Below are 23,807 nucleotides of genomic sequence, written 5' to 3'. Positions count from 1 at the left end.
ACTACGGCGGATTCCCGAGCTGAATCACCTTCCGGTTCTGGGCTACACGAACCACACGCAGGTCCCGAACTGGGAAGAAAAAATAAAAGACAATAAAACAAAAGTGGTACCAAATTCATATATATCGTCAAATATAAACAGCATTGTGGGACTTATAGGTCTATTTTAATGATAGAATATGAGTCATTGTGGGATTATTAATGAAATCGCCATTGCACGAGGCTCAGCAGGCATTGGGTGCCGCTTTTAAGCCGTCGGGTGGGCTGGAAATGGTCCGTTCTTACGGAAATCCGACGCTTGAGCATCAGACCGTCCGGAAACACGCCGGCCTGATCGACCAATCCCATCGCGGAAAACTTCGATTGAAAGGAAAGGACCGCGCCGACTTCCTCCATGGAATGGCTACAAACGATATCAAGAAGCTAACGCCCGGAAGCGGCCTGTACGCGGCCTTCACGAATGATAAAGCCAAGATGCTCTCGGATGCCCGAATCTATTGCTTATCGGATGCGTTCTGGATCGATCTCGAGCCCGAGGCGACGGAAAAGACACAAAAACATCTGGACAAATATACCCTGGCCTCGGACGTGGTCATTGAAAACCAGACCGAGTCCTACGGACTCCTCTCGATCTATGGACCGACATCTCACGCGATCATAACTCATATGATCGAGTCCCAAACCCTGCCGACCATGGAGTATTCGATCGCTTCATTTTCAATGGACGGCGTCCCGGTCCTCGCGGCGCGAAACGAGATCACGGGCGAGCCGGGTTATGACTTATATATTCCGGTCGGAGCGATGGCAGCGGCTTGGAACCGTTTGATGCAGGCCGGCGGACCCCACGGTCTTCGACCGGTCGGGCTGGACGCATTGGACTCGCTCAGGATCGAAGCCGGCATTCCGAGGTACGGGATCGACATGGATGATTCAAATTTTCCGATGGAGGCCGGGCTGGAAAAAAGGGCGATCAGTTACACCAAGGGCTGCTACATCGGACAGGAAACGATCGCGCGGGCGGACGCCCTGGGACGGATGAACAAACGGCTGATGGGACTGGTGCTGACCTCGCCGTCCGTTCCGACGGCCGGACAGCCGATCCTGGCCCCGCCGGCTTCGCCGGGAGCCCCGGATCGCGTGATCGGAGCGGTCACGAGCGCCGTCCTGTCACCCACGCTGCAAAAAGCGATCGCGATGGGCTACCTCCATCGCGATTTCACCGAGCCCGGAAAAGACGTGGTGATTGAGGGAAGACCCGCGAAAGTGGTTTCGCTTCCCTTTTACAATCGACCACACTGAACATGCTTTCGGATCGTTCTCCGGTCACTTTTTAGACGTCACGGGCAGGTTGGCGGTATCGGCATACTCGCGAAAGCGGGCCACTTTGCCGTCGCGCAGCGTAAAGACCATCGCCCATTCGGCCTGAAGCAGGCGGCCGGAGGCTTTCGACTTGCCGCTATAATAACCAAGTGCCACGACCTTGTCCCCCTGCGCAATGAATTCCTTCGGCTCGAATTTCTGGATATCGGTCTCCGCGGCGACTTTCTCAAGAAACCGCGCCACCTGGTCCCGGCCCCGATGCGGCCCCGTGTGAGGAAGCTCCTTGAGACCGAACATCTGCCAATCGATGTCGTCCGTCACGGCGTTCAATATGAACGGGATGTCCCCTCTCCTAAAAGCCTCGTAGATCTTCTGAATAACGGATGTATTCTCTTTTTCGTCCATGCGCCCCCTCTCTCCTTCCGGCCGCTGTCTCCCATGCTTCCTTGCGGAAGACGTCAAGATTAAACACGTCCTTACGGTAGCAAGTCCGAGCGGCTCTGTCAATGCGATGCGCCTGAGGCGAAGGCCCGGCCTCTTTTGACTCGGGAAGGATCCGATGGTATGATGATGGGTTCAAAGGCGGAAGGGTGTGAGGAAGGAACGGTTCATGGACGAAAACTTGTTTTGGAACAATCTCCCCCGGCCGATCGTGGGCCTCGCCCCGATGGACGGCGTGACGGACGCCGCGTTTCGCGCCATCACGGCGCGGCATGGAGGCCCCGATCTCAGTTTCACCGAATTTGTATCGATCGACCGGATCGTTTCGGGCTATGATCCGGATCTGGCCGAGCTCCGCTACGCCGAGATCGAGCGGCCCGCGATCGCGCAGGTTTTCGGTACGGACCCCGAGGCCTTTTACCGCGTCGCGCACCTCATCGGCGAGCTGGGTTTCGACGGCATCGACATCAACATGGGCTGCCCGTCCAAGACGGTCGCACGCGCCGGGGCCGGAGCCGGATTGATCCGCACGCCCGAGCGGGCGCGCGAGATTCTTCGACGGACACGGCAGGGAATACGGGACTGGGCCGCCGGTCAGGCGATCGATCGGATCGGGCTTCCGAACTCCGTCGTGGAGGACGTCCGACGCGCGAAGGCCCGATGGTTCGGACCCTTCGTTGAACCGGCCGTGGAAACTCCACGGCCGGTCCTTCCGGTCTCCGTTAAAACACGCCTGGGATACGGCCAAGTCGTCATTGACGACTGGATCCCTTCCCTTCTTTCGGAGTCCCCGGCCGCAATTACCCTTCACGGTCGAACCCTGGCGCAGAATTATGCCGTCGAAGCCGACTGGGAAGCGATCGCGCGCGCGGCCGAGATCGTCCGGCCCAGCGGCACGCTGATCCTGGGCAACGGCGACGTACGATCCGCCGCAACGGCCGTCCGCCGGATCCGTGAAACCGGCGTCCACGGCGTTTTGGTCGGTCGGGCCGCGTTGGGCAACCCATGGTTCTTCAGAACCGTCGATTCGATACGCTCCGCGGCGCGATCCGGAGAGATTCCCCCGGCCGATCCCGATGTTTCGATCGCCGAGAGAGTCGCCGTGGCGCTCGAGCATGCGGAGCTCTTTGACCGGTATCGGGGCAAGCTGTCGTTCCGAAACGCGCGCAAATACCTGGCCGCCTACTTCTCGGGATTTCCGGGCGCCTCCGAGCTGCGTCGGCGTCTCGTCCGGGTCGAAAGCCTTCGCGAGGTTGAATCCATTCTTCAACCGGTCGCATGCGCCTGATCCTCGCCTCCAGCTCTCCGCGACGAAAAGAGATCTTAGCGTTGCTCGGCCTGCCCTTTGAGGTCGTTTCGCCAGGCCTGACGGAGGTTTTTCAGCCGGGCCGGACCCCTTCCGATGAAGCCGTTTACTGGGCGCTTGAAAAGGCCCGCGCGGTTCATCGGCAGGCTACGGACGCAATCGTGATCGGAAGCGATACCGTGATTGATCTGGATGGCAAAACCATCGGCAAGCCGTCCGATCAAAATGACGCGGTGCGGATTTTATCCCTTCTGGCCGGCCGGACCCATGCGGTCGTTACGGCCGTGGCGGTGGTCTTCCCGGACCGGAATGAGCGCGTCGCGGTCGAAACCACGATGGTGCGGATGCGGCCGGCTTCAAAGGAAGTTCTCGTCCGGTATGCCGCGACCGGCGAACCGTCGGACAAGGCCGGCGCCTATTCGCTTCAGGGCGAAGGCCGGAAACGGATCGCGTCGATCAAGGGCGATTATCTCGCCGCAGTGGGCCTTCCGCTGCGCGCCTTGGCCGGAATATTGAGCGAGGAAGGCATCCCGCCCGCGGCGGACGTGGAACGGATCTATCGCGCGCGAACCGTCATGAACTGGAAGCGCTATGAGGCGTGAGCCATCCCAATTACGGATCTTGGGATTGCCTAAAAACATCTTCTTGCTCGGTCTCACCAGTCTGTTCAACGATTTTTCTTCCGAGATGGTCTTCTCCGTCTTTCCCGCCTTCTTCACGTCGGTTCTGAAGGCCGGCGCCGAATCGCTGGGGCTGGTCGACGGAATTGCGGAAGGATTATCGAATCTATTCAAAATCTATTCCGGAACTCTCTCGGACCGGTTTCAGCGCCGGAAACCGCTCGTCGTATCCGGATACATTCTATCGGTCCTGACACGCCCCTTTTATATTTTCGTCTCCACGGTCGGGGGCGCGCTCGGGTTGCGGGTGCTCGACCGGACCGGGAAGGGCCTGCGGGATTCCCCCCGGGACGCCCTCCTCTCCCTCTCGAGTCCGAGAGAAGAGCTGGGGAGGTCGTTTGGATACCACCGGGCGATGGATACGACCGGGTCCATACTCGGCCCCCTGATTGCGTACCTCATTCTGCGCCGTTTTCCGTCGCGATTCGATTGGGTGTTCATGACCGCCTTCCTTGTCGGGATCGCCGCCGTTTTGTCGCTGATTTTCATCTCCGATGTGATGCCGGCTCTTCCGCGTAAACGCGCGAGCCTCGCTGAATCTTTCAAGCGTTTTTCTCCGCGTTTTAAGCTTTTCCTTCTTTCCATCCTGATTCTCTCAGCCGGCAGTCTTCCCGTTGCGGTGATGCTTTTAAAAACCGAATCGATCGGGTTGGTGATCGCCGATATTCCCCTGTTCTATATGATCTACAGTCTCTCCTACGCGGGGTTTTCGATATCGGCCGGAAGGATGAGTGATCGAGTCGGGGCGAGATCCGTTATTTTTATCGGTTACATCATTCTCATCGCGAGCTATTTCTTGCTGTATGCCGCGCAATCCCTTTGGGCCTTGGCCGGAAGCTTCTTCGTCCTCGGCCTCTTTCCCGCGTTGACGGACGGGGTGCAACGGTCTCTCGCCGCACAACTCTCGGTCGAGGAACGGCGCGGAAGCGCGTTGGGTTTACTGAACGCGGCGGTCGGCATCGGAGCCTTGCTCGCGGGGATCGGCGGGGGCTACTTGTGGCAGGCTTACAGCCCGGGTGCGGCTTTCCGGGTCGCCGGTGCCGTCATCGCCGTCGGCCTGCTTTTATTTCTCTTCTCGTCATGGCGGGAGAAACCCCGGCCCTAGACTCATCCATCGGCCTTCCCGCCGAAGACGGGCGAGCCGTGGTGATGCACCATCAACCACCCCTCCGCACGGCGGAGATAGAGATTCGTCGCCAGGATGCGGCTGAGCTGGGATTCTTCTTCGGTCTCCATCCGTACATTTTCCATGCAGGTCACCCAGGCCAGATCGCCGCTCACGGCGATCTCCACGTCCGTCACCTCGAAGCGGATCCCGGCGGTATGATTGAAAATCAGGACCCAGCTGTCCCGCACGGCCGGCCAGCCGGACCGAATATCCCATCCGGGGTGGATGCACTTGACCGGGCCGTCCATGGCCCAGACCGCTTCCATCTTATGGATGTCGAGACTTTCGAAGGCACGGTAGAACCGCTCGTTCGCCTGTTCGACCTCCAACTCCTGATTCTCCAGAGAAGACATGGCGCAGCTCCCGGACGGTTGCAATCGTCCTTCACCCTTGTGATATAATACCACCGCTTGCATCATCGGACAACCCGTGAAACTCTACTACCGCTCCTACAACAGCTTTCTCAAAGAACATTTCCCAGGAAAGGTGTTTAAAGTTCCGATTGACGCGGGATTCAGCTGTCCCAATATCGACGGAACGGTCGCGTACGGCGGCTGCAGCTACTGCGACAACAAGAGCTTCTCGCCCAACTCCCGCGCCGCTCCCCGGCCGATCCGCGACCAGATCGCCTCCGGGATGGCGTTTTACCGGAGACGCTTCGGCGCCGACAAATTCGTCGTCTATTTCCAGGCCTTCACGAACACGCACGGACCCGTCGACCGCCTGAAGCGTCTCTACGACGAGGCCCTGGCCTTCCCGGACGTGGTCGGCCTTTCGATCGGGACTCGACCGGACTGCGTCCCCGAGCCCGTGCTGGATCTCCTGTCCGATTATCATGCCCGGACGCATCTCTGGGTCGAGTACGGCCTCCAGAGCATCCATGACGACACGATGGCCCCGCTCAACCGCGCCCATTCCTACGCCCAGTTCCTCGACGCGGTCGAACGGACCCGGCGGCGCGGACTTCGGATCTGCGCCCATGTCATCCTCGGCTTGCCGAGCGAAACGCCGGCGATGATGATGCAGACGGCGGACGAGGCCGCCCGACTGAACCTGGACGGGATCAAGATCCATCATCTTTACATTTCCAAGGACACGGCGCTGGCGAAACTCCACGAACGGCGGCCGATCAAAACACTGTCGCCGAAGGAATACATCCCCCTGGTATGCGATTTCCTCGAACGGCTCCCGCCGACGATGGTCGTCGAACGCCTCATGGGCGAACTGAACGAGGAATACGTCATCGCCCCCCGCTGGGGTCTGAGCAAATCGACGATTCTGGACCTCGTCGATCGGGAATTCGAACGCCGCGGAAGTCGCCAAGGAAGCCGCCGCCTCACCCCCGTGACGTGATATGCCGCTCCGACCCGCCCGCCGCGACGTTCAGGAGAAGCTTCGGAAGCGGCTGACGGCCTGGTATCATCGGAGCAAGCGGGACCTTCCGTGGCGCAAGACCCGCGACCCCTACCGGATCCTCGTATCGGAAATCATGCTTCAGCAGACCCAGGTCGCCACGGTGATTTCCTACTACCGTCGTTTCATCAAAACGTTTCCGACGGCGGCATCGCTGGCGCGGGCCCCGCTGCAAAAAGTCCTGAAGCTCTGGGAGGGACTGGGCTACTACCGCCGCGCCCGGAACCTGCACCGGGCCGCACGGGCCATCCATGAACAATGGAACGACCGGGTTCCGTCCGCCGTCGAAAGGCTTTCCTCACTGCCGGGCGTCGGACGCTACACCGCGGGCGCCGTCGCCAGCATCGCGTTCGACGTCAAGGCGCCCGTTCTCGACGGAAACGTCCGCCGCGTGCTCTGCCGGATCTTCGCGATACGTAAAGACCCGCGACAGGCCGCCGTTCAAGACCGGCTCTGGGAACTCGCGGCCGAGCTCCTGCCGGACCGAAACGTCGGCGATTTCAACCAGGCCCTGATGGAGCTGGGCGCCACGGTCTGCCTCCCCCGAACGCCTTCGTGCCCGGTCTGTCCGGTGCGGGAATCCTGCCGGGCCCGTCGATCGGGGCTTCAAGATCGGATCCCGGTCCGGACCGAAAGACGAGCCGTTCCCCACGATAAAATCGCCGTCGCGCTGATCCAAAACCGCCGCGGTCTGCTGATCGGCCCGAGGCCGGAACAAGGACTCCTGCCCGGACTCTGGAGTTTTCCCGAAATAGAGGCGTCGGAAGCGGCGACGACGCGACGGATCGAACGGGAAATCGAGAAGCGCTTCGGACTGAAACCGAAACTGCTCCGGCCGCTCGATCCGGTGGCGCACACGTTTTCGCATAAACGGATCACCTATCACCCTTTTCTGTTCAACGGCGACGCCGCGTTCGAACAGCCCCCGGAGCCGTGGCGATGGATCCCGGCTGAAAAAATAAAAACCTACCCCCTCCCGACCGCGACCCGTAAAATATTCGATCAAATCGCCGTGAATCCCCAAATTGCGAAGCGAGCGACGCCCCTGCCGCTCGCAGCCGAACGGGCGACTGTTTATCGCAAGACGCCGAAATAAGCTTCGTGGAAAGTGAGACCGTATGCCGGAGATTCCCGACTTGGAAGCGATCATGGCCGTGCTGCGGAGACGGATCATCGGCCGCGCGGTGCAGGCCGTGTCCGTTTATAAACCGTTCGTGATCCGCTCCCTCGCGGGAGAAGAGATCCGACAGGCTTTATCGGGCCAAACCATCGCGGCCGTTCATCGCCGGGGAAAGTACCTGATCTTCCGTCTCGATCGTCATTCCCTGGCGATCCATCCCATGCTCGCCGGCCGGTTTCAACTCAGCCAGCCGGAAACCCGACGGTCCTCGGACACGATTTTCATCTTAAGCCTCTCTTCGGGCGAAGAGATCCGCTATCTTGACGACAAAAGCATGGGAATGGTCTATCTCGTCCGCGACGAGGCCACCGACTCGATTCCCCGCTTTTCGGACCAGGGGCCCGACGCGCTGGACCCGGACCTGACCTACGAGACATTTTATACCCGCCTCAAGCGACATCACGGAGAGATCAAGGGCATCCTGACCGACGCCCGCTTCATCGCCGGCATCGGGAACGCCTATGCCGATGAAATTTTGTTCTCGGCCGGGATCTATCCCTTTCGGAAACGGAAAACCCTCACAGAGGACGAGACCCGGAAGCTGTACCGTTCGATCGGAGAAGTCCTTCGGGAAGCGACGGCCATCGTCGAAGCGCGGATGGGCGACGATATCCATCTGAAGATCCGGGATTTTCTGAAGGTGCACGGGAAGGCCGGCTCGGCCTGTCCCCGCTGCGGAGGCCGCATCGCGAGCGTGAAGGCGAAGCAACGCGAGACGAATTTCTGCCGATCCTGCCAGCCCGGCTTGCTGGTCGACCCGCAAGCCCAACTCCGTTTGTAGCCGGGCAGCCGGACGGATCCGCCCGGCGTTAAAGCAACGCGTACAACCCTTCGATCTCGGCCATGACGGCGTCGATGATCCGGTGCGATGTTTCAACGCCGGCGGGTTCGTCATAGAACCGGCGAAGGTCCATCGGCGGACCGTAGGCGATCTTCGCCCGATGTCCGACGCGGGGAACCCAGGAATCCCTCGGGAGGATTCCGTCCGTTCCTTTGACCGCCACCGGAACAATCTTCGCCGGGTGGGCGTCGTAGATCACCTTGCCGACGCCCGAACGGCCCGGGAGCAGCTTCCCCGTCGTGGACCAGGTCCCTTCCGGAAAGACGACGAGCACGTCCGTCCGGAGGGACCCGACCATCCGATCCATGGATTCGACATCGTGCCGCCGCCGCCGGACCGGAAAGGCCCCGACCAAATGCATCACCGCTCTCGAGAACGGCGTGGTGAAAAGCTCCTCCTTCGCGGCGGCGCGCCACCAGACGGGCGAGAAACGCGGCATGGCCGTGATCCCGATCAGGAACGGATCCAGGGCCGAGATATGATTGGACAGGATCAGCACGCCCCGCTCGCCCCGCGCCGGGATGTTTTCACGACCCGAAACCTCGATCCGATTGAGAACCCGGAAAAGAATGCCCAAAAGGCCGATGACCGCAAAATGGATCAGATTGATCAAAAACCCGGGACCGCTTCGTTTCATGATTGCTTTATGTATTCTTCGGGGAATAAAATGTCAACAGACGCGCCGCACGCGTCCGGGATAGGAGACGGCAACCCACGGGGGAAAAGAATGGCCGAACGATTATCGACGACCGAAATCCAAAAAAAACTGAAGGAGCTGGATCTTTGGGAACTGGCCGGGAACGCGATCAAAAAGCAGTATGTCTTTGATTCCTTCATGCCGGCGATCCGGTTCGTGAACCGGGTGGCGGACCTCGCCGAGGCCGCCGACCATCATCCCGATATCACGATCCATTACCGAAAAGTAACGATGGTCCTCTCCACCCATTCCGCCGGCGGACTGACCCCAAAAGACTTCGCGCTGGCCCGGAAGATCGACGGCGCGGCGGGCGGACCGCGCTAAGGGGCCGGCTCCTCCAGCGCCAGAAGGCACCGGGCCACTTTATGCGCGACCTGTTGGGGCGACGACAGGTCCAGGACCGCCTGGAAGACGATGGCGTAGTGATCCGAGGTCGCATCGACGCCCTCCTCCAACCCCTCCCGAAGAAGCGCCGCCCGGTATCGGTCCACGATCGGTTTCAAGTGGTAGCGGGCGACCCGGACCAGCTCGTCGTCCGCCATGTCCTCCGTCTGATCGCCGGTGAGGAGATTTCTCATCTCTTCCATGTCGACGCCGAACTGGCAGGCCAAGCGCCCGTCCCCGAAAAGCTCCACCAGGCAGTCCGCTTCCGGAAGGTTCAACAGCAACGATCCGCCTCCCGGGCCGTCGAGCCGTTCGTAGGACCATCCCGATTTTTTAAAGGCCGCCTCAACGCCGTCCAGAAGCGGGCGTTGTTCAGTACCGGACACGGCTTCCATCCTTTCCCGATTGTCTTAACCGTTCCAGGCGCATCCGGTTTTCGTTCAGCTTGGGGAGACGGTATTTTTCGTCGATTTCCACCACCCGCTCCAGAAGCCCGATCGCCTCTTCGACCCGTCCCATGCGCTCGTATACCCAAACCAGATGGTACCAGGCCGAGGCCATTCCGAGCTCGTCTCCAAGCCGCCGGCTGATCCCCAGGGCCTCTTCGGACTGCCGCAAGGCCTCGTTCAAGCGACCCTGCATGAAATAGGTCTTCCCTAAACTGTTGACGGTTCGGGCCAGCTCCGGACTGTCTCCCAGCTGCCGGAGCCGACGGAAGGCCTTTTCAAAAAGCCCGATCGCCGAAGAGAGATCGCCCTCGTCACGGACCGCAAGAGCCAGGTTTCCGTACAGCATCCCGAGCCCCCGGACATCTCCGGAAGGCTCCAACAGATCGATCGCTTCCAGATAATAGGCCTTGGCCTGTTCGGTCTCGTGCCGATCGGCGTGGAGATTGCCCATGTTCGCCAGCGTGATCCCGACCACCCGGGCGTCCCCCAGCTTGCGTTGAATTCCGAGCACCTCCCGGTAACAGGTCAGCGCCTCTTCATTTTTGCCGATGCTGGCGTAGACGTTGGCCAAATTCCCCAGCGTCGCGGTCAGGTTCCAGGGATTTCCGGTCCGCCGGTCCAGATCCAGCGCCCTCTGATAATAGGAAAGCGCCTCGCCGTACCGCCCCTGCTGAAACAGCCGGTTCCCTTCCTCGTTTAAAGTCGAAGAGGACATAGCATCCCTGCACGGCGTCGGAAGACGGAGGATTCGGTCGTCGGTTACGGTTTGAGTTCCGAGATGGTCTCGCGCACGCGGTCCTCGACCTCGTCATGGATCAAATCGTCCGAAACGAGGTCTACCAAATCGTCTTCGGAGACCGTGATGAACTTGCGGGCCTTTCCTTTGGACAGCGAGATTAAAAACAGACTGTTGCTGGCCGACGTCGGGATGACGACGGCAACCTGGGGATCGACGGCCTTGACCATTTCGATGAATTTTTGTTTGCAATCCTCAAGCTCCGACATCGTCCCCTCCATCTTCGCGCCTTGCTTTTCCCTTTTCAGCCTGCAGTCTATAGGCAGCAGCCCGCATCTGTCAAGTAGTTGCACCCCCAGCAGCAGGTAACCAGCGCGCAAAGCGCGCGACCTGCCTGCCGGCAGGCAGGGGAAGGACCTCGACGAGACTTCGGCGAGCTCGGTCGAGTCGCTCCATCCGGCTTGGCCGGTGCAGCAAGCGAGGGTCCGGCTTCGCCGGTCCGAGCGCGGGGTGTGGGGACATCGGAGGATTCGCAACGGCGAACCGCACGGGCCCCCACATGAGATGCCGGCGACGCGAGCCCCCTATACATCGATCGCCCGCTTAAGGAGTCGGTCCGAATAATCGGTAGCGATTTCGGGCCAGCCAATCATAAAACCGGCCGGCCAGCCACGACACGCCCGGAAAGTAAAACAGCCACGCCAACAGCCGCCCGCCCGCCAGCCGGGGCAGCATCGCGCGGAACGCGTCCAGTCCGATCCGGAGTCGTCCCCCGTCATCGATAAACAGCATGGCCCGGGGCGCTTCGCCGTGCGGCCATACACCGGCCGAATCGTCCCGGTTAAGCTCCGGAAACCATTCCGGAAAGCGGGGGTCTTGAAACGCCAGATACCCGATTCGCCGGCGTCGGTCCCACCGAAGGATAAGACCCTGGGCCCACCGGCACAGCTCGCATTCACGGTCATAAACCAGCGTGTTGGCCGGCCGCGCGTTCACGGTCCTTCATCCCTTTCCGGCAAGACCAAAGTAAACGGCCGGATCTCCACTTTTTCGAACACCCCCTGTTCCACATAGGGATCTTTTTGAATAAAGGCCCGCGCCTCTTCGATCGAGTCGGCCTCGATAATGATCAGGCTGCCGCTCTGGTCCGCAAAAGGACCGGCCAAAACTAATTTTCCTTCCGATTCAAGCCGCTTTAAACGTTCGAGGTGGGCCGGTCGAAGCTTTTTGCGCTTGGCCCGGCCTTCCGGTCCGTCCGTGCCGATAATGACGAATTTCATCCCGCTCGCTCCATTCCCGTTCAGGTATTCCACGGCATAGGCCCAATGGCCCATGGCCCCTGTTCATCTAGGTCTTCTGCAGTCTCGATTCGGGGCTTCCGGCGGATTGTTTAATCCACGGAAGCCGTTTAAAGTGGAACTTACCTGACCCGATATCCCGGGTGTTCAAAAGGAGGTGTCCCATGACATGCCCGCGTTGCGAAGGATTGATGGTGGAAGAGCGGCTGGAGGATCTGCGCGACGATACCGGCCAGATCTTCTTCCACGCCTGGCATTGCATCGCCTGCGGCGAGATCCTGGATCCGGTGATCCTGTCCAACCGGCAACAGAATCCCAAGCCGATCCGCCACGGAAACAGAAACCTGCTGGTCTATAACTAACGCTGAAATTGCAGGGGCGCGTATCGCCCCCTCCATCCGAGCTTGCTCGCCGCACACCCCCGAATCGTGTGTGCGGCGAGACTTTGTACCTTCAATCAAGCCGGATGGAGCCCCCCTCTTCCCCTCGCTGAGTACTCCACGGCGGATTGGATTACGGTCGGACGGCGCGCTCGGCCGCGCATTCCGGACACGGGCAGATCCTGCGAAGGAGATCGAACGCGTAGATCCCCGTGGAATGCCCGTCGCTCCATTCGATATGAATGGCGTACTGCCCCACCGCGCTGATCCGCAGCGGCCGGATGTCCGGCGGGATCATGTCCGGACGGATCATCTTTCTTCCCGACCATTCCTCGATGCAGGCCGCACAGTGGCACTGCTCCCGCAAATACGCCGCGGGATAGATCCCTTCATGGCCGTCGCTCCAGCTCACGCGGATCGATCCGTCCGCCCGCCTTTCAATCTCCACCGGTTGAACCGCACCCATGCGTCTCACCCGCCCTGCGATGATTTTAACGGAAACCGCCGCCGCAACCATCCCAACGCGTCGTCGCGGCTCGTAATCGATCCTTCCAGCTGCGCGTCCTCCAAAAGCGTGAGGATGTTGGTAAAAAGGGGTCCGGGTTGATAACCGATCCGGATCAGATCGTCTCCGGTCAGCAGACGCGCCGGCCGGATCTCTTCCGGACCCAGCTCGGCCAATTGCTTTCTGCAAAATTCCCAGTTCGTCAGATCGCCGTGGCTGGCCAGGCAGTCCAGCCGATGAAGCTCCAGGTGGTCCGAAAAATAGGGCTGCCGGAGAAAACGCTTGAGCGTGCTCTGCTTCATCCGCTGAACGTCCTTGAAGCGGAGATGATCGCGGACCAGGTCGACCACCCGCTCGGTCTGCTCGTTCGAGAGACGGAGCCGGCCGCAGATCGCCTCGGTCATCCGCGCGCCGACCTCGCAATGGTTGTCGAAGCGGATCCGCTCCCGGACCGTAAAGGTCGGGGGCTTGCCGACGTCGTGCAACAGGGCCGCCAGCGCCAGCTCGAACGACGGCCGTTCCAGGTTTTTGAGCAGGAGCATCGTGTGCGTCAACACATCCCCTTCCGGGTGAAATTCCTTCGGCTGCTCCACCCCCGCCATGGCCGCCGCCTCCGGAAGGATCGCGTCCAGCAGGCCGGTTCGGTGAAGAAGCGAGAAACCGCCGGACGGGTTCGGCCCGGTCAGCATCTTTTTGATCTCGTCCCGGATCCGCTCGGCGCTGATCTGCCGAATCTGTCCGGCCAGGTCGCGGATGGCCGCTTCGGTCCCGGGCTCGATGGCGTACCCGAAACGGGCCGCGAACCGGACGGCCCGCAGGAGGCGGAGCTTGTCCTCCTCGAAGCGTTCGCGCGGGTCGCCGATGGCCCGGATCACGCCGGCCGCGATATCCCTCCGGCCGTCCACGTAATCGATGATCTCCTTTTTCAACGGGTCGTAAAACATTCCGTTGATCGTGAAGTCCCGTCGCGCGGCGTCTTCCCGGTCATCGGAGTAATGCACGGCCGCCGGGTGCCGGCCGTCGAGATAACGGCCGTCCGAACGAAAGGTGGTCACCTCGAACTCGAACCCGTTTTCGATCACCTTGACCACCCCGAAGCTGACGCCGACCGGGACGGTCTTGGGAAAGAGCTTCATCACCTGCTCCGGCCGCGCGTCGGTCGCCACGTCGTAATCCTGGGGTTCATGCCCCATCACCAGATCGCGGACCGACCCGCCGGCCCAGTAGGACCGAAAACCCGCTTCCCGGAGGACCTTGACGATCTCTACGGCCTTGTCACCCATCGCGCTCATGATGATATATTCTACTGCAACCGCGACGGGATTGTCACCCATCCCTTTTTCCTCCGCCGGCCGGCCTGACGATCGTCGCGACGGGGGCTTTGGGCGTGGTGGGCCCCCGAAACTCGTCGAATTCGAATTCCACCTCATCGCCCGAACGCAATTTTTCGAAATCCAGCCCTTCCAGACGGCTGCGATGAAAAAAGAAAACCCGGCCGTCCGGGACCTCGATTAAGCCGGACCCGCGACCGGCCTCGATTTTTTTAATTTGGCCTTTCAACCGCATCGGCTGCAAGCCCCGAAAGAAACAACCGAACTACCCGCACAGATCATCCTATACGCCCATAAAAAATATCCGTCAAGACAAAATTATTGACGCAGTGGATGCCCGGGTTGATTTTAGATTCAAGATGCAGTATCCTTACCCGAAATTTTGGATTGCCGGATGACTCCCCTTCAACAATTCAACGAAGAGATTAACGATTGCCGTAAATGCCGGTTATGCGAATCCCGGACGCATGTGGTGTTCGGCGAAGGCAACCCCAAGGCCGAGATCATGTTCGTCGGGGAAGCGCCCGGCGAGAACGAAGACCTCCAGAACCGGCCCTTTGTGGGAGCGGCGGGAAAGCTCCTCACGGACCTCCTCGGCGGCATCGGCCTGAAGCGCGAGGACGTTTATATCGCCAACGTGATTAAATGCCGCCCGCCGGAGAACCGCGACCCTCAAACGGACGAGATCAACGCCTGTCTGCCGTATCTTTGGAAGCAGATCGAGATGATCAAGCCCCGCGTGGTCTGCACCCTTGGAAATTTTGCGGCCCAGGCCCTCCTGGAAAAAAAAGTGTCGATCACCAAAATTCGCGGCCAGCATTTTCAAGTCAAGAACTTCCTGGTTTTTCCCATTCTCCATCCCGCCGCCGTGCTGCACCAGGGGAATCTGCGTCCGGCGCTTTCGGAAGATTTTCAGAATCTGAAAACGTTCCTGGCCAAAGGAGTCCAGCCGACGCCTCAGCCCGAACAAATGGGTTTTTTTTAAAAGAAAAGTAGAGACGTACGACCGTATCCCCTACAAGAGCCTCGTTGAAAACCCGTTCATTACATTCCTGGAACCTCTCTCCGAAAGAAGCGATCGAGATCCAAAAACGACTGGCGGCCCGGGTGATTACCCAAAACCGTCTCGAATCGGTGCGCTTTGTGGCCGGGGCGGACATGGCGCTAACTAAAAACCCGCCGCGGGCATATGCGGGCGTGGTGGTCTTGAGTTTTCCGGACCTGAACGTCGTCGAGGAATGCGGGAGCGTGTCCGACCTGACCTTTCCCTATATTCCCGGTTTGCTGGCCTTTCGCGAGGCCCCGGCCCTTTTGAAAGCCTTCGCTCGGATCCGGCAGGAACCGGACCTGGTGATGATCGACGGCCAGGGCTTGGCCCACCCCCGGGCTTGCGGCATCGCTTGCCACATCGGATTATGGCTTGATAAACCGACGATCGGATGCGCCAAGTCACGCCTTTTCGGAGCATATCAGGCGCCTTCGATAAAACGAGGGAGCTGGACTCCCCTGACCGGCAATCAAGGGGAAGTCATCGGGGCGGCGGTGCGGACCAAGGACAAAACAAACCCCGTATTCGTCTCGGCGGGGCATAAGATCGATCTGTCGTCGGCCATCCATTACGTCCTGGCCTGCTCACAAGGCTACCGGATTCCGGAACCGACCCGACGGGCGGATCACTTCGTCGCGCGTTTGAAGCGGGAGAACCAATGATGACGAGAACCGCAACAAAATAAATCAATTAGACCGCTCAAGGCCCCGCCCGATCACCCCTTCATGGGACTTCATCGCGGCCTAAAATTATTGTTGACAATTATTTTGTAATTGCATACAATTTGCTTCCCATGTGTACGAAACGCCTGATGTTAGCCTTCTTTTTGGCGGCGGTCGTCCGGTCTTCCATCGCTCTGGCCGCCGAGGATGCCCCAAGTACGGCCGACACGTCAAAAGCCGCCGCGGCTCCAAAACTGATCAGCAATCCCGCCATCAAAGTGGACGTGCTCGACTATTCCTGGAAAAAGGGGTACACGTGGGAAAACTTCAACCGAACCGAATGCACATGGTCGGCGAAGGTCAAAAACAACAACCCGGAAGCCCGTCATATCTGCCTCGATTATGAATTTCTGGACGAGGACAACCTGCTCGTTTTTCACAACGGAAAATGTGAAGTCATTCAGGGCAAGTCGGAGGGAATCATCACGAGCAGCATCATGGTCCAGAGCCGCTTGGTCGACGATGTCAAGAAAAGCACGGTGATCCCCCTGGAAGCTCACCCGCTCCATTCGTTCGTCCCCGTCCCGCCTGTTGCTCCTCAGTAAGGAACGCCAAACGACGCAGCCTATCCGTTTCCAGCCATTCGAAATCGCCCGCGATCCTTTGTCTAGATCCTATCTTTGGAGCTCGCGGACCGGCGGAGGGGAGGATTCGGGCATCGGCTTTGAGTCGGTCGGAGCCGTTCCTGCGAAGGAAAACTCCACGTTGTTCTCTTGCAGGGGAATGGGGGACGAGAGGCGCATTTCGATCTTCCCGTTCTTTAAGTCTTGAACGCTCTCAAGCTTGATCGGTTGCAGGTCATGAAGAAGAGAGGCGTTCCCGCGATCTTCCGCCCGCAACAAAGACTGCAGATCGATTTCCATCTTATGAATCAGGGGACGAGTCAGGCCCCCGGATAGATCGACCACCACGAGGTAATCCTCATCCCCGACCCGGTCGCCGAACGCGATCTTCCGGTCCTGATCAAACCAAAAAAACCCGTTCGGAATAATGGCATGCCGTTTGTTTTCGTCCGGCACCCAAACCCGATAGTGCTTCTTGCCGGCATTGTTTTCCGGATAGATGGGATGGCCGACCTCGGTCAAGCGCCCGATGGGATCGTTGCGATAAGCCTCTTCCCCCCGCGCCCGATTCCCGTCCGCGGAATCGGCCAGATCGTAAACCAGGACCAGATCGCTCATGGCGGGAGGCTCGGCCGTCTCCGGCGGATAGAATTTTCGATAACAAAGAAACCGGCCCGTTTGGGATTGCGCGCTTCCAAAACCGATGAACGAATCGATCTCGCCGCGGTTCTTCAGATCCATCAAGGTTGTAATGGGCGAGTGGAGGTTTTCTTCCTCGCCCAGGATAATCAGTTTCCCTTGAAAGATGGAAAGATTGGAAACCGCGGCCGTCACATTATCTAAATACACCGGGTATTGTTGGTGGTTGGCCTTATCGGTGACCGTAAAGGTGAACTTAACCCTGCCGCCCGTCTTCGGATCAAACCAGGGTTCCCCCGCGCCCGCCAAGACCACACGGTAGTCTCCATCCTCAGCCGCGACGGACTTTGGTGGGCCGTCCTCCGCATGCGCGTTGATCGCCGGATAAAACAACAAGACGACCGACAACCCAAACACGATTCGTGAAAGGGAAGACACGATTTCGCCCAAGCCCGGGCCAAAGCCATGATCGCGCGAGATCATTTACGGTTGCGGGACGGATTTTGCAATTAACTCGGCGATTCGGTTGGTGCGTTTCCGGATGATCCAGTCGGCCCATCGGGGCGCCACGCTGTTCAACCGGACGACGAGTTTGGTCGAGAGCGGGAGAATCGACTCGACCCGTTTTTCCGTCACCATTTGGAGCAGATGCGATGCAATTTGATCGGCCGAAAGCGGACGGACTTCCTTCCGGATTCCGGGAAGGTTCAGAAAATCACTCGACATGGGCGTGTCCACGATGCCCGGACAAAGAAGGGAGACACCGACACCCGTGCCGGTCAATTCCACACGCAACGCCTCTGAAAATCCCACCACCGCAAATTTGGACGCGCAGTAGCCGGTCTCCATCGGGAATCCCCTTCGTCCCGCGATCGAGGCGATGTTCACGATGTGACCGCTCCGCCGTTCCAGCATCATCGGCAAAACGGCCCGGATGCAGGCGGCGGTCCCCAAATAATTTACGGACATCATCGCATGCAGTTCCTCGGGGCTCAACTCCAAAAAGGGCTTGAAGGAGATGATCCCCGCACCGTTGATCAAATAATCGATCCGACCGTAATGATCCGTCGCCTTTTGAATCCCCTTCTGAACTTCAACAGGGGAACAGACATCGGCCTCCAGAATAAGGCTCGCCCGATTATACCTGGATTCAATTTCGGCGGCCAGGACGCCCAAACGGGTCCGGTTCCGGGCCAGGAGCGCCAGGCAGGCGCCTCGGCTCGCAAAAGCCAGGGATGTGGCCCGACCGATGCCGCCGGAGGCGCCGGTAATCACCACGATCTTGTTTTTAAATTCTTCCGTCGCTCCCACGCGAGTCTAGTCAATCACCATGCCGATCCGGACCTGCTCCCCTTCAATCTGCACGGGATAGGTTTTAACTTGAATGGCGGGATTAATCGGTGAACAACCCGTCTTGAGATCAAATTGCCATCGGTGCCAGGGACAGGTCAGAACCATCCCCTGGACGGTTCCGGCCACCAGCGGACCCCCTTCATGAGGGCAGAGATTGTCGACGGCGTAAAAAGCCCCTCCAAGGTTAAACAAGGCGATCTCAACACCGTGGACATAAATAACGCGGGCACGACCGGAATCAATCTCGGTTGTTTTGGCCACCGTAAAAAACTTCGTCTTCAAGCGGACCCATCCTTTCTCAGGCGCAACCGCAACCGCCCGATCCGCACCCGTGGGAACCGCCGGCCGGCGCAGGACCGCCGCTCCCTTCAACTTTCGAGGCAAACGTTGAAAAGAGACGCTGAATTTTTTTCGTTCCGCAATGGGGACAAATGGTCTCGCCGGATCGGACATGAACGCTTTGCAAGAGGGTGAACGACTGGTCGCAGCGTTCACACTGATATTCATACATGGGCATGAGGTGAACCTCCTTCTCGCTGTGTGGGATAATTTTAATATGGGTCCGTTGAAATTACAAGACCAAAATCGACGGTGCTTGGAATCAACCCGGATTTAAGTAGGCAGGCTTTTTGGAAAAAACCCTTCAAAAAACTTCCGTTCCGTATCCGTCAACTGGACCTGGGAATGGGGATCCTGAAGCCTCGGCGCAACGGAACCGATCGGTGCGGTTATCTTTCGATCGGGAATCGGTACGGAATCGAAGAGCAGGGCCTGCTCCTGATTCAGTTCCACCGCACGATACTCGTAAAGCTCGATGTCGATCCCGATGAAAGCGAGGGCCTCCCGCAAGGTCGCCGAGAAGGACGGAGCCACAAGGATTGCGCGCGGCGACGGCGCGAACTCCGCCCCCGGTCTGGAAAATATCCGAACCAGCAGCGGATGCTGACGGACGAGCCAGCTCAATTGTCCAAGGGCCTTCAAAAGAATCGCATCGTTTTCAACAAGGGAGGGCACCAACAAAACAAACCGCCGGGCCTTGTCGATCCCGATGCAGATCGAACCCGTTTCGAAATTAAAGTTTTCCTCCAGCAGTTCGATCTGGCCCGGAAAATCGCCGAGCTGGGCCAGCATCAGTTTCTGAAGAATCGCGCTGTCCTGAAGGACAATCCGTTGCAGTTTCATGGTTCCTCCACAATATCCGCGGGACGTTGAAGCCGATCCACAAAGGAATACGGAGCCAGGGGCGGATCGGAGATCGGTCCCTTTTCCTGTTGAAGATTTTGAACGGCGATGGCAAACCCTTCGGAGGCCTTGGAAGTCCGATCAAGCAGGGCCAAGGGAACCTTGGCCGTGAGGGAACGATCAATCAACGGTTCCTCCGGGATGATTCCGTACCATTCCAATGCTTTTCCCAAGAAGCGCTCCGACGCGTCGCTTAACTTATCCATGCATACCGTCAACGTCTCCCGGTCTTCTTTTCCAAACGCAAGAAGTCCGATTCGTAGATCGGGGGCAACCCGATACAAATATTTACAGGCCTGGTAGGTCTGAAGAATCGTATCGGCGTTGAGCTCCGCGGATAGAATGACGCCTTGCCCGAGACTCGCCAGCTTCTCAAAGGAAGGGTTCTCTTCATAAACGGCGTGAATCAGAATCTGCTCGGCTTTCTCTTCCTCTCGCCGTAAAATCTGGGCCAGAATTTCCTGCTCTTCCGCGGCAAACCCTTGGAGTTCGTCCGGCCGCAACCGAAAACTTAAGACCTTGATTCCCATCGGGCCGTCCACGACGATCTGTTTTTGCGGCTGCTCCAACAGATCGTTGAGGGACGGTTGAATCTGGACGGTTCCAAAGACTTTGTCCAGCGAGGGCAACGGCGCGGTTTCGATCAGCAAAACTTGCCGGCCGCAACGCGCCAACTCCACGGCCAGGTTGGCCGTAAAAAAGGCCGACGGCAAGCGGGGAACAAGACTCAAAACCAGCCATGTCCTTGTTTTTAAATTCACGGCCTCCCCGAATTTTCGAGGCGGCAGGTTCATCCGATTCAGCGCCGGAGCGGCCGCGGGAGTCGAGAGAAAAAGATGCGAGACATCCTCGAGACCCTTTCCCAATCTTTTTTTGGAGTTCATCCGTTGGCCCCCGATTTCAAGACGGATCGCTTGGTCTGATCCGGAAGGATTTCTTCGATGAGGATCGGTCCCAAAAATTTCTGCGCTTCGATCTCGGGAATTCTTGGCGCCGCCGCGGTCGCCGCAGCCTCGACGGAGACACCGGCCTCCGGCTGGATCACCTCTTGAGCCAGGGACATGTAATCCGCGGCTCCGATCGCATGAGGATCGTATTCGGTGATCGGCAAACCGTGACTGGTCGCCTCGCGAAGCCTGACATTGTTGCGGATCATCGTTTTAAACGTGCGTTCCATAAAGTGCCGTTTCACTTCGTCCAATATCTCCTGGGTAAATCGCGCGTGACGGTTGACCATGGTCGCCAGGGCCCACACCGCGACCTCGTGGCCCGTATGTCGCGCCACCACATCGACGATCTCGATCAACTTCGCCAGTCCGTGAAGAGAAAAGAAGCCCATATCGACCGGAACAATCGCCTCGTCGCTGGCACGCAACGAGTTGAAGGTCAACAGGCCCAGACTGGGCGGCGAATCGATGATGACGTAATGATAGGACCGCCGGGAAGACTCGATCGCGGAGAGCAACCGCTGTTCCTTCTGTGCGGCCGAAGCCAAAAGCTGTTCCGCCGAACTGAGCGTAATGTTGGCGGGGGCCACGTCCAGATTGGGGCAGATCGATTCATAAACGACGTCATCCAAGCAGGCTCCCTGTGTTAAGACTTCGGTCATCCCTTTTGTCAGGTCCTCCGGTCTGAGGTTCAGGCCGAGAGAAGCATGCCCCTGGGGGTCCAGGTCAATCAATAGCACACGTCGATTCAGTTTTGCAAGAGAGGCGGACAGGTTGATGGCCGTTGTTGTTTTACCGCATCCCCCTTTTTGATTAATGATTGAGATCGTGCGCATATACTCCTCCTTTCAACATCGGTGAACACACCTCTTCCGATGGAAACAGAACCTCAACCGGCGATCGGATTCCCACCGCCGATCGGCAGAAAAGTATTATGACGCCTTATCAATCTGTCGTGTCGAGCCATGACCCTTGTGAATCTTCCGGTACCGGCTAAGCTCCCGGACGCGTTTTTGCCACTTGTCAACGGCCGATTGGACTTCGGACACCTCGACGATCCACTGCTGTCCGGAGATCGCTTCAAATACGGTCCCCTCATAAAACACGACGACCATATCGCCCGTCGCGACAAGCGTCAGTTCGGCCAGCGGCCGTTTGACGGTCGGCAGAAGCTTTAGGAGTTCACCGATGCTTTGACGTATGCGCTGAAGCGAAACGCCGGCGTCCAACAATTTTTTGGCTGTTTTGAAAGCGACGAGATCCTGGAAGGTATAGCGGGAGTGTCCCCCGGCTGTGCGCGAACTCGGTCTGATAAGATCGCTTTGATCCCAGTGCTGGATCTGACGCCGGGTCAGACCGATGATCTCGCCTGCCTCGTGAGAGGTGAAGAAAACTTTCTCATCCTTGCTATTGTTGCTCTTACTCATCCCTACTCATCAAATTCTCAAGGAGCCACCCTTATCTTTATAATACGGCTCAGAAGAAAAGTCAAGAAAAAAGCACATTTTGTTCATAAGATGTGTAAATTTTCCGGGATCGCATGACAACTATTTGATTCACTTAAAATTATATGGAAAAAGATTTGCACAGGATTATGTGAATTTGCTCGAATCGGCGCTTATAGAGGTTTAACCAAAGACAGAATCTCGGTCAGGTTCCCAATCGAAATAACGCCGCCGGGAACATCCGGATGACGACCTCGGCCGAGATAGATCGGTTTGAGCCCCGCGGCGGCGGCTCCTTTGACATCGTCTTCCAAGCTATCGCCGATATGCACCGCTTCACGGGGCAGGAGGTGATGGTGACGCAACGCTTTCAGAAAGATCTGCGGATCCGGCTTAACCGCACCTTCCCGACTCGAGACGCGGATCGAATCCAGATACTCAAAGATTCCCAGATCGGTGCAGACCGTCAGGATTCGTGAATCGAAGTTTGAGATCACTCCCAGAATAAAACCGGCTTTCTTAAGATCATGAAGAGCCTCACGGGTTTCCGGATAGAGTTCCCATCCCCGAATGCCGGCAAAGGCTCGAAAGACCTCATCAAAATACTGATCAAAGTTTCGGATCATTCCGACTTTACGGAAAACCTTGAAAACGATGCCGTACCACCACTCCTTCTCCGACCGTCTGAGAAGACCGGATTGAAGTCTTGAAAAAGCCAGCGGAGGAGCGTTCGAAAAGATTTCCTGAAACGCGTCTTCGATCGCCTCCGGCGTTGTCCGCACCCCATAAGGTCTTGCAATCTCCCAATAGACCTGCCCCACGCCTCCCCGCACCTGGAACAGCGTTCCGACCGCGTCGAAAAAAATAGCCTTCGCATAAATGGGACTGGACATGTCTTTATAAACGGGCCAGGACACCCCGGTTGACTTCCTCCATTTTTGAACGGCCCTCCAAAATCTCCACCAGTTTCATGGCAAATTCCATCGCGGTTCCCGGAGAACGGCTTGTGACAAGATGACCGTCCACAACGACACGATCCTCGCTGTACTTCACCCCCGGCAGATCTTTTTCAACGGACGGGTGACTGGTCACGTTTTTCCCGTCGAGCAGACCGGCGGCCGAGAGCACCATCGGAGCCGCGCAGATGGCCGTGATGTAACGGCCCCGTCGTTCCATTTCCTGAAGAATTTTTTTGACCCTCGGATCCTTCTTTAAATTCTCAGTGCCGTCGGATCCTCCCGGCAGAACGATCATATCGAACGGATGGGCCGTGACGGCATCGAGCGGAACATCCGAAGCCACCCCGATTCCATTCCGGCCCTTAATCTCGCCCGCAACCGTTCCGGCGATCGTCACCTCAATTCCGGCGCGACGAAGGACGTCGATCACGGTCACGGCCTCGATCTCCTCAAACCCCGGAGCCAACGGAACCAATACCTTTTTCATCCTCTCTCCTCTCCCGCGGTGCTATTGTATGAAGCCGGGGGTATCGGTGTCAATCAAAACGAGAGGCCCAAGCTCTCCGAAGAGAACCTGGGCCTTCACGTTGGGCACGCAAGGGTCACGCGGGGTCTACGCGTGAGAGATCCCATCGGATCTCCTTTGTAAAATTACCACGAAATCTCAACTTGTCAATAAGCATAAGCGGCTGATAATAAAAACATTTACACGAAACCCGTCGGCAAAAAACCGTTGGACAGAGCCGCCGCAGCGAAGGGTT

33 protein-coding genes are annotated in these 23,807 nt (G+C 58.4%); 12 read left to right on the top strand and 21 right to left on the bottom strand.

Annotation, left to right across the window (positions count from 1 at the left end):
• The first annotated feature begins 200 nt into the window (after window positions 1–200).
• Window positions 201–1,298, top strand: a complete 1,098-nt coding sequence (locus VLY20_01640; GenBank protein ID HUK55343.1) for an aminomethyltransferase family protein — start codon at window positions 201–203, stop codon at window positions 1,296–1,298.
• A 24-nt stretch (window positions 1,299–1,322) separates the two neighbouring features.
• On the opposite strand, the gene VLY20_01635 is transcribed toward VLY20_01640, so the two are convergent.
• Window positions 1,323–1,724 carry a nuclear transport factor 2 family protein gene (locus VLY20_01635; protein HUK55342.1) on the bottom strand — a complete coding sequence of 134 codons (402 nt, stop codon included), beginning with the start codon at window positions 1,722–1,724 and terminating at the stop codon, window positions 1,323–1,325.
• Window positions 1,725–1,929: 205 nt separating this feature from the next.
• On the opposite strand from VLY20_01635, the gene VLY20_01630 reads away from it, so the two are divergent.
• Genes VLY20_01630 through VLY20_01620 form a run of 3 tightly spaced genes read left to right on the top strand, consistent with a single transcriptional unit; the run spans window position 1,930 to window position 4,851 of the window.
• Entirely contained in the window at window positions 1,930–3,048 is a 1,119-nt protein-coding gene (locus tag VLY20_01630; protein HUK55341.1) for a tRNA-dihydrouridine synthase, read from the top strand.
• Window positions 3,039–3,668, top strand: a complete 630-nt coding sequence (locus tag VLY20_01625; protein HUK55340.1) for a nucleoside triphosphate pyrophosphatase — start codon at window positions 3,039–3,041, stop codon at window positions 3,666–3,668. Before VLY20_01630 ends, VLY20_01625 begins: the two co-directional genes overlap by 10 nt.
• A gap of 25 nt (window positions 3,669–3,693) precedes the next feature.
• Window positions 3,694–4,851: an MFS transporter gene (locus VLY20_01620; GenBank protein HUK55339.1), complete on the top strand. Its 1,158-nt coding sequence runs from the start codon at window positions 3,694–3,696 to the stop codon at window positions 4,849–4,851.
• 2 nt (window positions 4,852–4,853) lie between these two features.
• Here VLY20_01620 and VLY20_01615 read toward each other — a convergent pair whose 3' ends face one another.
• Window positions 4,854–5,267, bottom strand: a complete 414-nt coding sequence (locus VLY20_01615; protein HUK55338.1) for a nuclear transport factor 2 family protein — start codon at window positions 5,265–5,267, stop codon at window positions 4,854–4,856.
• Window positions 5,268–5,343: 76 nt separating this feature from the next.
• Between VLY20_01615 and VLY20_01610 the strand changes: the two genes are divergently transcribed.
• From VLY20_01610 to VLY20_01600, 3 genes are read left to right on the top strand one after another with little or no spacing between them, the layout of a single operon-like run.
• Window positions 5,344–6,267: a TIGR01212 family radical SAM protein gene (locus tag VLY20_01610; GenBank protein ID HUK55337.1), complete on the top strand. Its 924-nt coding sequence runs from the start codon at window positions 5,344–5,346 to the stop codon at window positions 6,265–6,267.
• Between the two features lies 1 nt (window position 6,268).
• The gene (mutY, locus tag VLY20_01605; protein ID HUK55336.1) at window positions 6,269–7,423 is read left to right on the top strand and encodes an A/G-specific adenine glycosylase; all 1,155 of its coding nucleotides are present in this window, start codon (window positions 6,269–6,271) and stop codon (window positions 7,421–7,423) included.
• Window positions 7,424–7,445: 22 nt separating this feature from the next.
• Window positions 7,446–8,288, top strand: a complete 843-nt coding sequence (locus VLY20_01600; GenBank protein HUK55335.1) for a DNA-formamidopyrimidine glycosylase family protein — start codon at window positions 7,446–7,448, stop codon at window positions 8,286–8,288.
• Window positions 8,289–8,316: 28 nt separating this feature from the next.
• On the opposite strand, the gene VLY20_01595 is transcribed toward VLY20_01600, so the two are convergent.
• On the bottom strand, window positions 8,317–8,985 hold the full coding sequence (locus VLY20_01595) for a lysophospholipid acyltransferase family protein (GenBank protein ID HUK55334.1): 669 nt from the start codon (window positions 8,983–8,985) through the stop codon (window positions 8,317–8,319).
• Between the two features lie 90 nt (window positions 8,986–9,075).
• Between VLY20_01595 and VLY20_01590 the strand changes: the two genes are divergently transcribed.
• Window positions 9,076–9,369, top strand: a complete 294-nt coding sequence (locus VLY20_01590) for a 4a-hydroxytetrahydrobiopterin dehydratase (GenBank protein ID HUK55333.1) — start codon at window positions 9,076–9,078, stop codon at window positions 9,367–9,369.
• On the opposite strand, the gene VLY20_01585 is transcribed toward VLY20_01590, so the two are convergent.
• From VLY20_01585 to VLY20_01565, 5 genes are all read right to left on the bottom strand, one after another.
• The gene (locus tag VLY20_01585) at window positions 9,366–9,815 is read right to left on the bottom strand and encodes a hypothetical protein (GenBank protein ID HUK55332.1); all 450 of its coding nucleotides are present in this window, start codon (window positions 9,813–9,815) and stop codon (window positions 9,366–9,368) included. The genes VLY20_01590 and VLY20_01585 overlap by 4 nt on opposite strands.
• Complete coding sequence (locus VLY20_01580) at window positions 9,802–10,593, bottom strand: tetratricopeptide repeat protein (protein ID HUK55331.1); 792 nt, start codon at window positions 10,591–10,593, stop codon at window positions 9,802–9,804. Before VLY20_01580 ends, VLY20_01585 begins: the two co-directional genes overlap by 14 nt.
• Window positions 10,594–10,637: 44 nt before the next feature.
• Window positions 10,638–10,883, bottom strand: a complete 246-nt coding sequence (locus tag VLY20_01575; GenBank protein ID HUK55330.1) for a hypothetical protein — start codon at window positions 10,881–10,883, stop codon at window positions 10,638–10,640.
• A gap of 334 nt (window positions 10,884–11,217) precedes the next feature.
• Window positions 11,218–11,610 carry a DUF393 domain-containing protein gene (locus VLY20_01570; GenBank protein HUK55329.1) on the bottom strand — a complete coding sequence of 131 codons (393 nt, stop codon included), beginning with the start codon at window positions 11,608–11,610 and terminating at the stop codon, window positions 11,218–11,220.
• A complete protein-coding gene (locus tag VLY20_01565; GenBank protein ID HUK55328.1) occupies window positions 11,607–11,894 on the bottom strand; it encodes a YciI family protein in 288 nt (95 codons plus the stop codon). The genes VLY20_01570 and VLY20_01565 overlap by 4 nt, the downstream gene beginning before the upstream one ends.
• A gap of 182 nt (window positions 11,895–12,076) precedes the next feature.
• Between VLY20_01565 and VLY20_01560 the strand changes: the two genes are divergently transcribed.
• Complete coding sequence (locus VLY20_01560; protein ID HUK55327.1) at window positions 12,077–12,274, top strand: hypothetical protein; 198 nt, start codon at window positions 12,077–12,079, stop codon at window positions 12,272–12,274.
• Window positions 12,275–12,425: 151 nt separating this feature from the next.
• Here the strand turns inward: VLY20_01560 and VLY20_01555 are convergent, their stop codons facing one another.
• The 3 genes from VLY20_01555 to VLY20_01545 are packed head-to-tail and all read right to left on the bottom strand — an operon-like array spanning window position 12,426 to window position 14,363.
• Window positions 12,426–12,758, bottom strand: coding sequence for a DUF971 domain-containing protein (locus tag VLY20_01555; protein HUK55326.1), 333 nt, complete (start codon window positions 12,756–12,758; stop codon window positions 12,426–12,428).
• Window positions 12,759–12,763: 5 nt separating this feature from the next.
• Window positions 12,764–14,131, bottom strand: a complete 1,368-nt coding sequence (locus VLY20_01550) for a CCA tRNA nucleotidyltransferase (protein ID HUK55325.1) — start codon at window positions 14,129–14,131, stop codon at window positions 12,764–12,766.
• On the bottom strand, window positions 14,124–14,363 hold the full coding sequence (locus VLY20_01545; protein ID HUK55324.1) for a cold shock domain-containing protein: 240 nt from the start codon (window positions 14,361–14,363) through the stop codon (window positions 14,124–14,126). Before VLY20_01545 ends, VLY20_01550 begins: the two co-directional genes overlap by 8 nt.
• Window positions 14,364–14,522: 159 nt before the next feature.
• On the opposite strand from VLY20_01545, the gene VLY20_01540 reads away from it, so the two are divergent.
• From VLY20_01540 to VLY20_01530, 3 genes are all read left to right on the top strand, one after another.
• Window positions 14,523–15,113, top strand: a complete 591-nt coding sequence (locus VLY20_01540) for a uracil-DNA glycosylase (protein HUK55323.1) — start codon at window positions 14,523–14,525, stop codon at window positions 15,111–15,113.
• Window positions 15,114–15,157: 44 nt separating this feature from the next.
• Window positions 15,158–15,838, top strand: coding sequence for a deoxyribonuclease V (nfi, locus tag VLY20_01535; protein ID HUK55322.1), 681 nt, complete (start codon window positions 15,158–15,160; stop codon window positions 15,836–15,838).
• 149 nt (window positions 15,839–15,987) lie between these two features.
• Window positions 15,988–16,443 (top strand): hypothetical protein, encoded by a 456-nt coding sequence (locus VLY20_01530; protein HUK55321.1) that lies wholly within the window; start codon window positions 15,988–15,990, stop codon window positions 16,441–16,443.
• Between the two features lie 69 nt (window positions 16,444–16,512).
• Here the strand turns inward: VLY20_01530 and VLY20_01525 are convergent, their stop codons facing one another.
• The 10 genes from VLY20_01525 to VLY20_01480 form a co-directional block, all read right to left on the bottom strand.
• The gene (locus tag VLY20_01525; protein HUK55320.1) at window positions 16,513–17,538 is read right to left on the bottom strand and encodes a hypothetical protein; all 1,026 of its coding nucleotides are present in this window, start codon (window positions 17,536–17,538) and stop codon (window positions 16,513–16,515) included.
• Between the two features lie 45 nt (window positions 17,539–17,583).
• The gene (locus VLY20_01520; GenBank protein ID HUK55319.1) at window positions 17,584–18,411 is read right to left on the bottom strand and encodes an SDR family NAD(P)-dependent oxidoreductase; all 828 of its coding nucleotides are present in this window, start codon (window positions 18,409–18,411) and stop codon (window positions 17,584–17,586) included.
• 6 nt (window positions 18,412–18,417) lie between these two features.
• Window positions 18,418–18,735, bottom strand: coding sequence for a Rieske 2Fe-2S domain-containing protein (locus VLY20_01515; protein HUK55318.1), 318 nt, complete (start codon window positions 18,733–18,735; stop codon window positions 18,418–18,420).
• Between the two features lie 16 nt (window positions 18,736–18,751).
• Window positions 18,752–18,964 carry a zinc ribbon domain-containing protein gene (locus VLY20_01510; GenBank protein HUK55317.1) on the bottom strand — a complete coding sequence of 71 codons (213 nt, stop codon included), beginning with the start codon at window positions 18,962–18,964 and terminating at the stop codon, window positions 18,752–18,754.
• Between the two features lie 101 nt (window positions 18,965–19,065).
• Window positions 19,066–19,635, bottom strand: a complete 570-nt coding sequence (locus VLY20_01505) for a hypothetical protein (protein HUK55316.1) — start codon at window positions 19,633–19,635, stop codon at window positions 19,066–19,068.
• Complete coding sequence (locus VLY20_01500; protein ID HUK55315.1) at window positions 19,632–20,579, bottom strand: hypothetical protein; 948 nt, start codon at window positions 20,577–20,579, stop codon at window positions 19,632–19,634. Before VLY20_01500 ends, VLY20_01505 begins: the two co-directional genes overlap by 4 nt.
• A complete protein-coding gene (locus VLY20_01495) occupies window positions 20,576–21,478 on the bottom strand; it encodes a ParA family protein (protein HUK55314.1) in 903 nt (300 codons plus the stop codon). Before VLY20_01495 ends, VLY20_01500 begins: the two co-directional genes overlap by 4 nt.
• 96 nt (window positions 21,479–21,574) lie before the next feature.
• Window positions 21,575–22,069 carry a MerR family transcriptional regulator gene (locus VLY20_01490; protein HUK55313.1) on the bottom strand — a complete coding sequence of 165 codons (495 nt, stop codon included), beginning with the start codon at window positions 22,067–22,069 and terminating at the stop codon, window positions 21,575–21,577.
• Between the two features lie 191 nt (window positions 22,070–22,260).
• Entirely contained in the window at window positions 22,261–23,004 is a 744-nt protein-coding gene (locus VLY20_01485) for an HAD-IA family hydrolase (GenBank protein HUK55312.1), read from the bottom strand.
• Window positions 22,985–23,533, bottom strand: a complete 549-nt coding sequence (locus VLY20_01480) for a DJ-1 family glyoxalase III (protein ID HUK55311.1) — start codon at window positions 23,531–23,533, stop codon at window positions 22,985–22,987. The genes VLY20_01485 and VLY20_01480 overlap by 20 nt, the downstream gene beginning before the upstream one ends.
• Window positions 23,534–23,807: the final 274 nt, after the last annotated feature.

Source organism: Nitrospiria bacterium, assembly GCA_035517655.1.
Classification (GTDB): Bacteria; Nitrospirota; Nitrospiria; order JACQBZ01; family JACQBZ01; genus JACQBZ01.
Note: the sequence above shows the minus strand (reverse complement) of the source record. Positions and strands in the feature narration are given on the sequence as shown.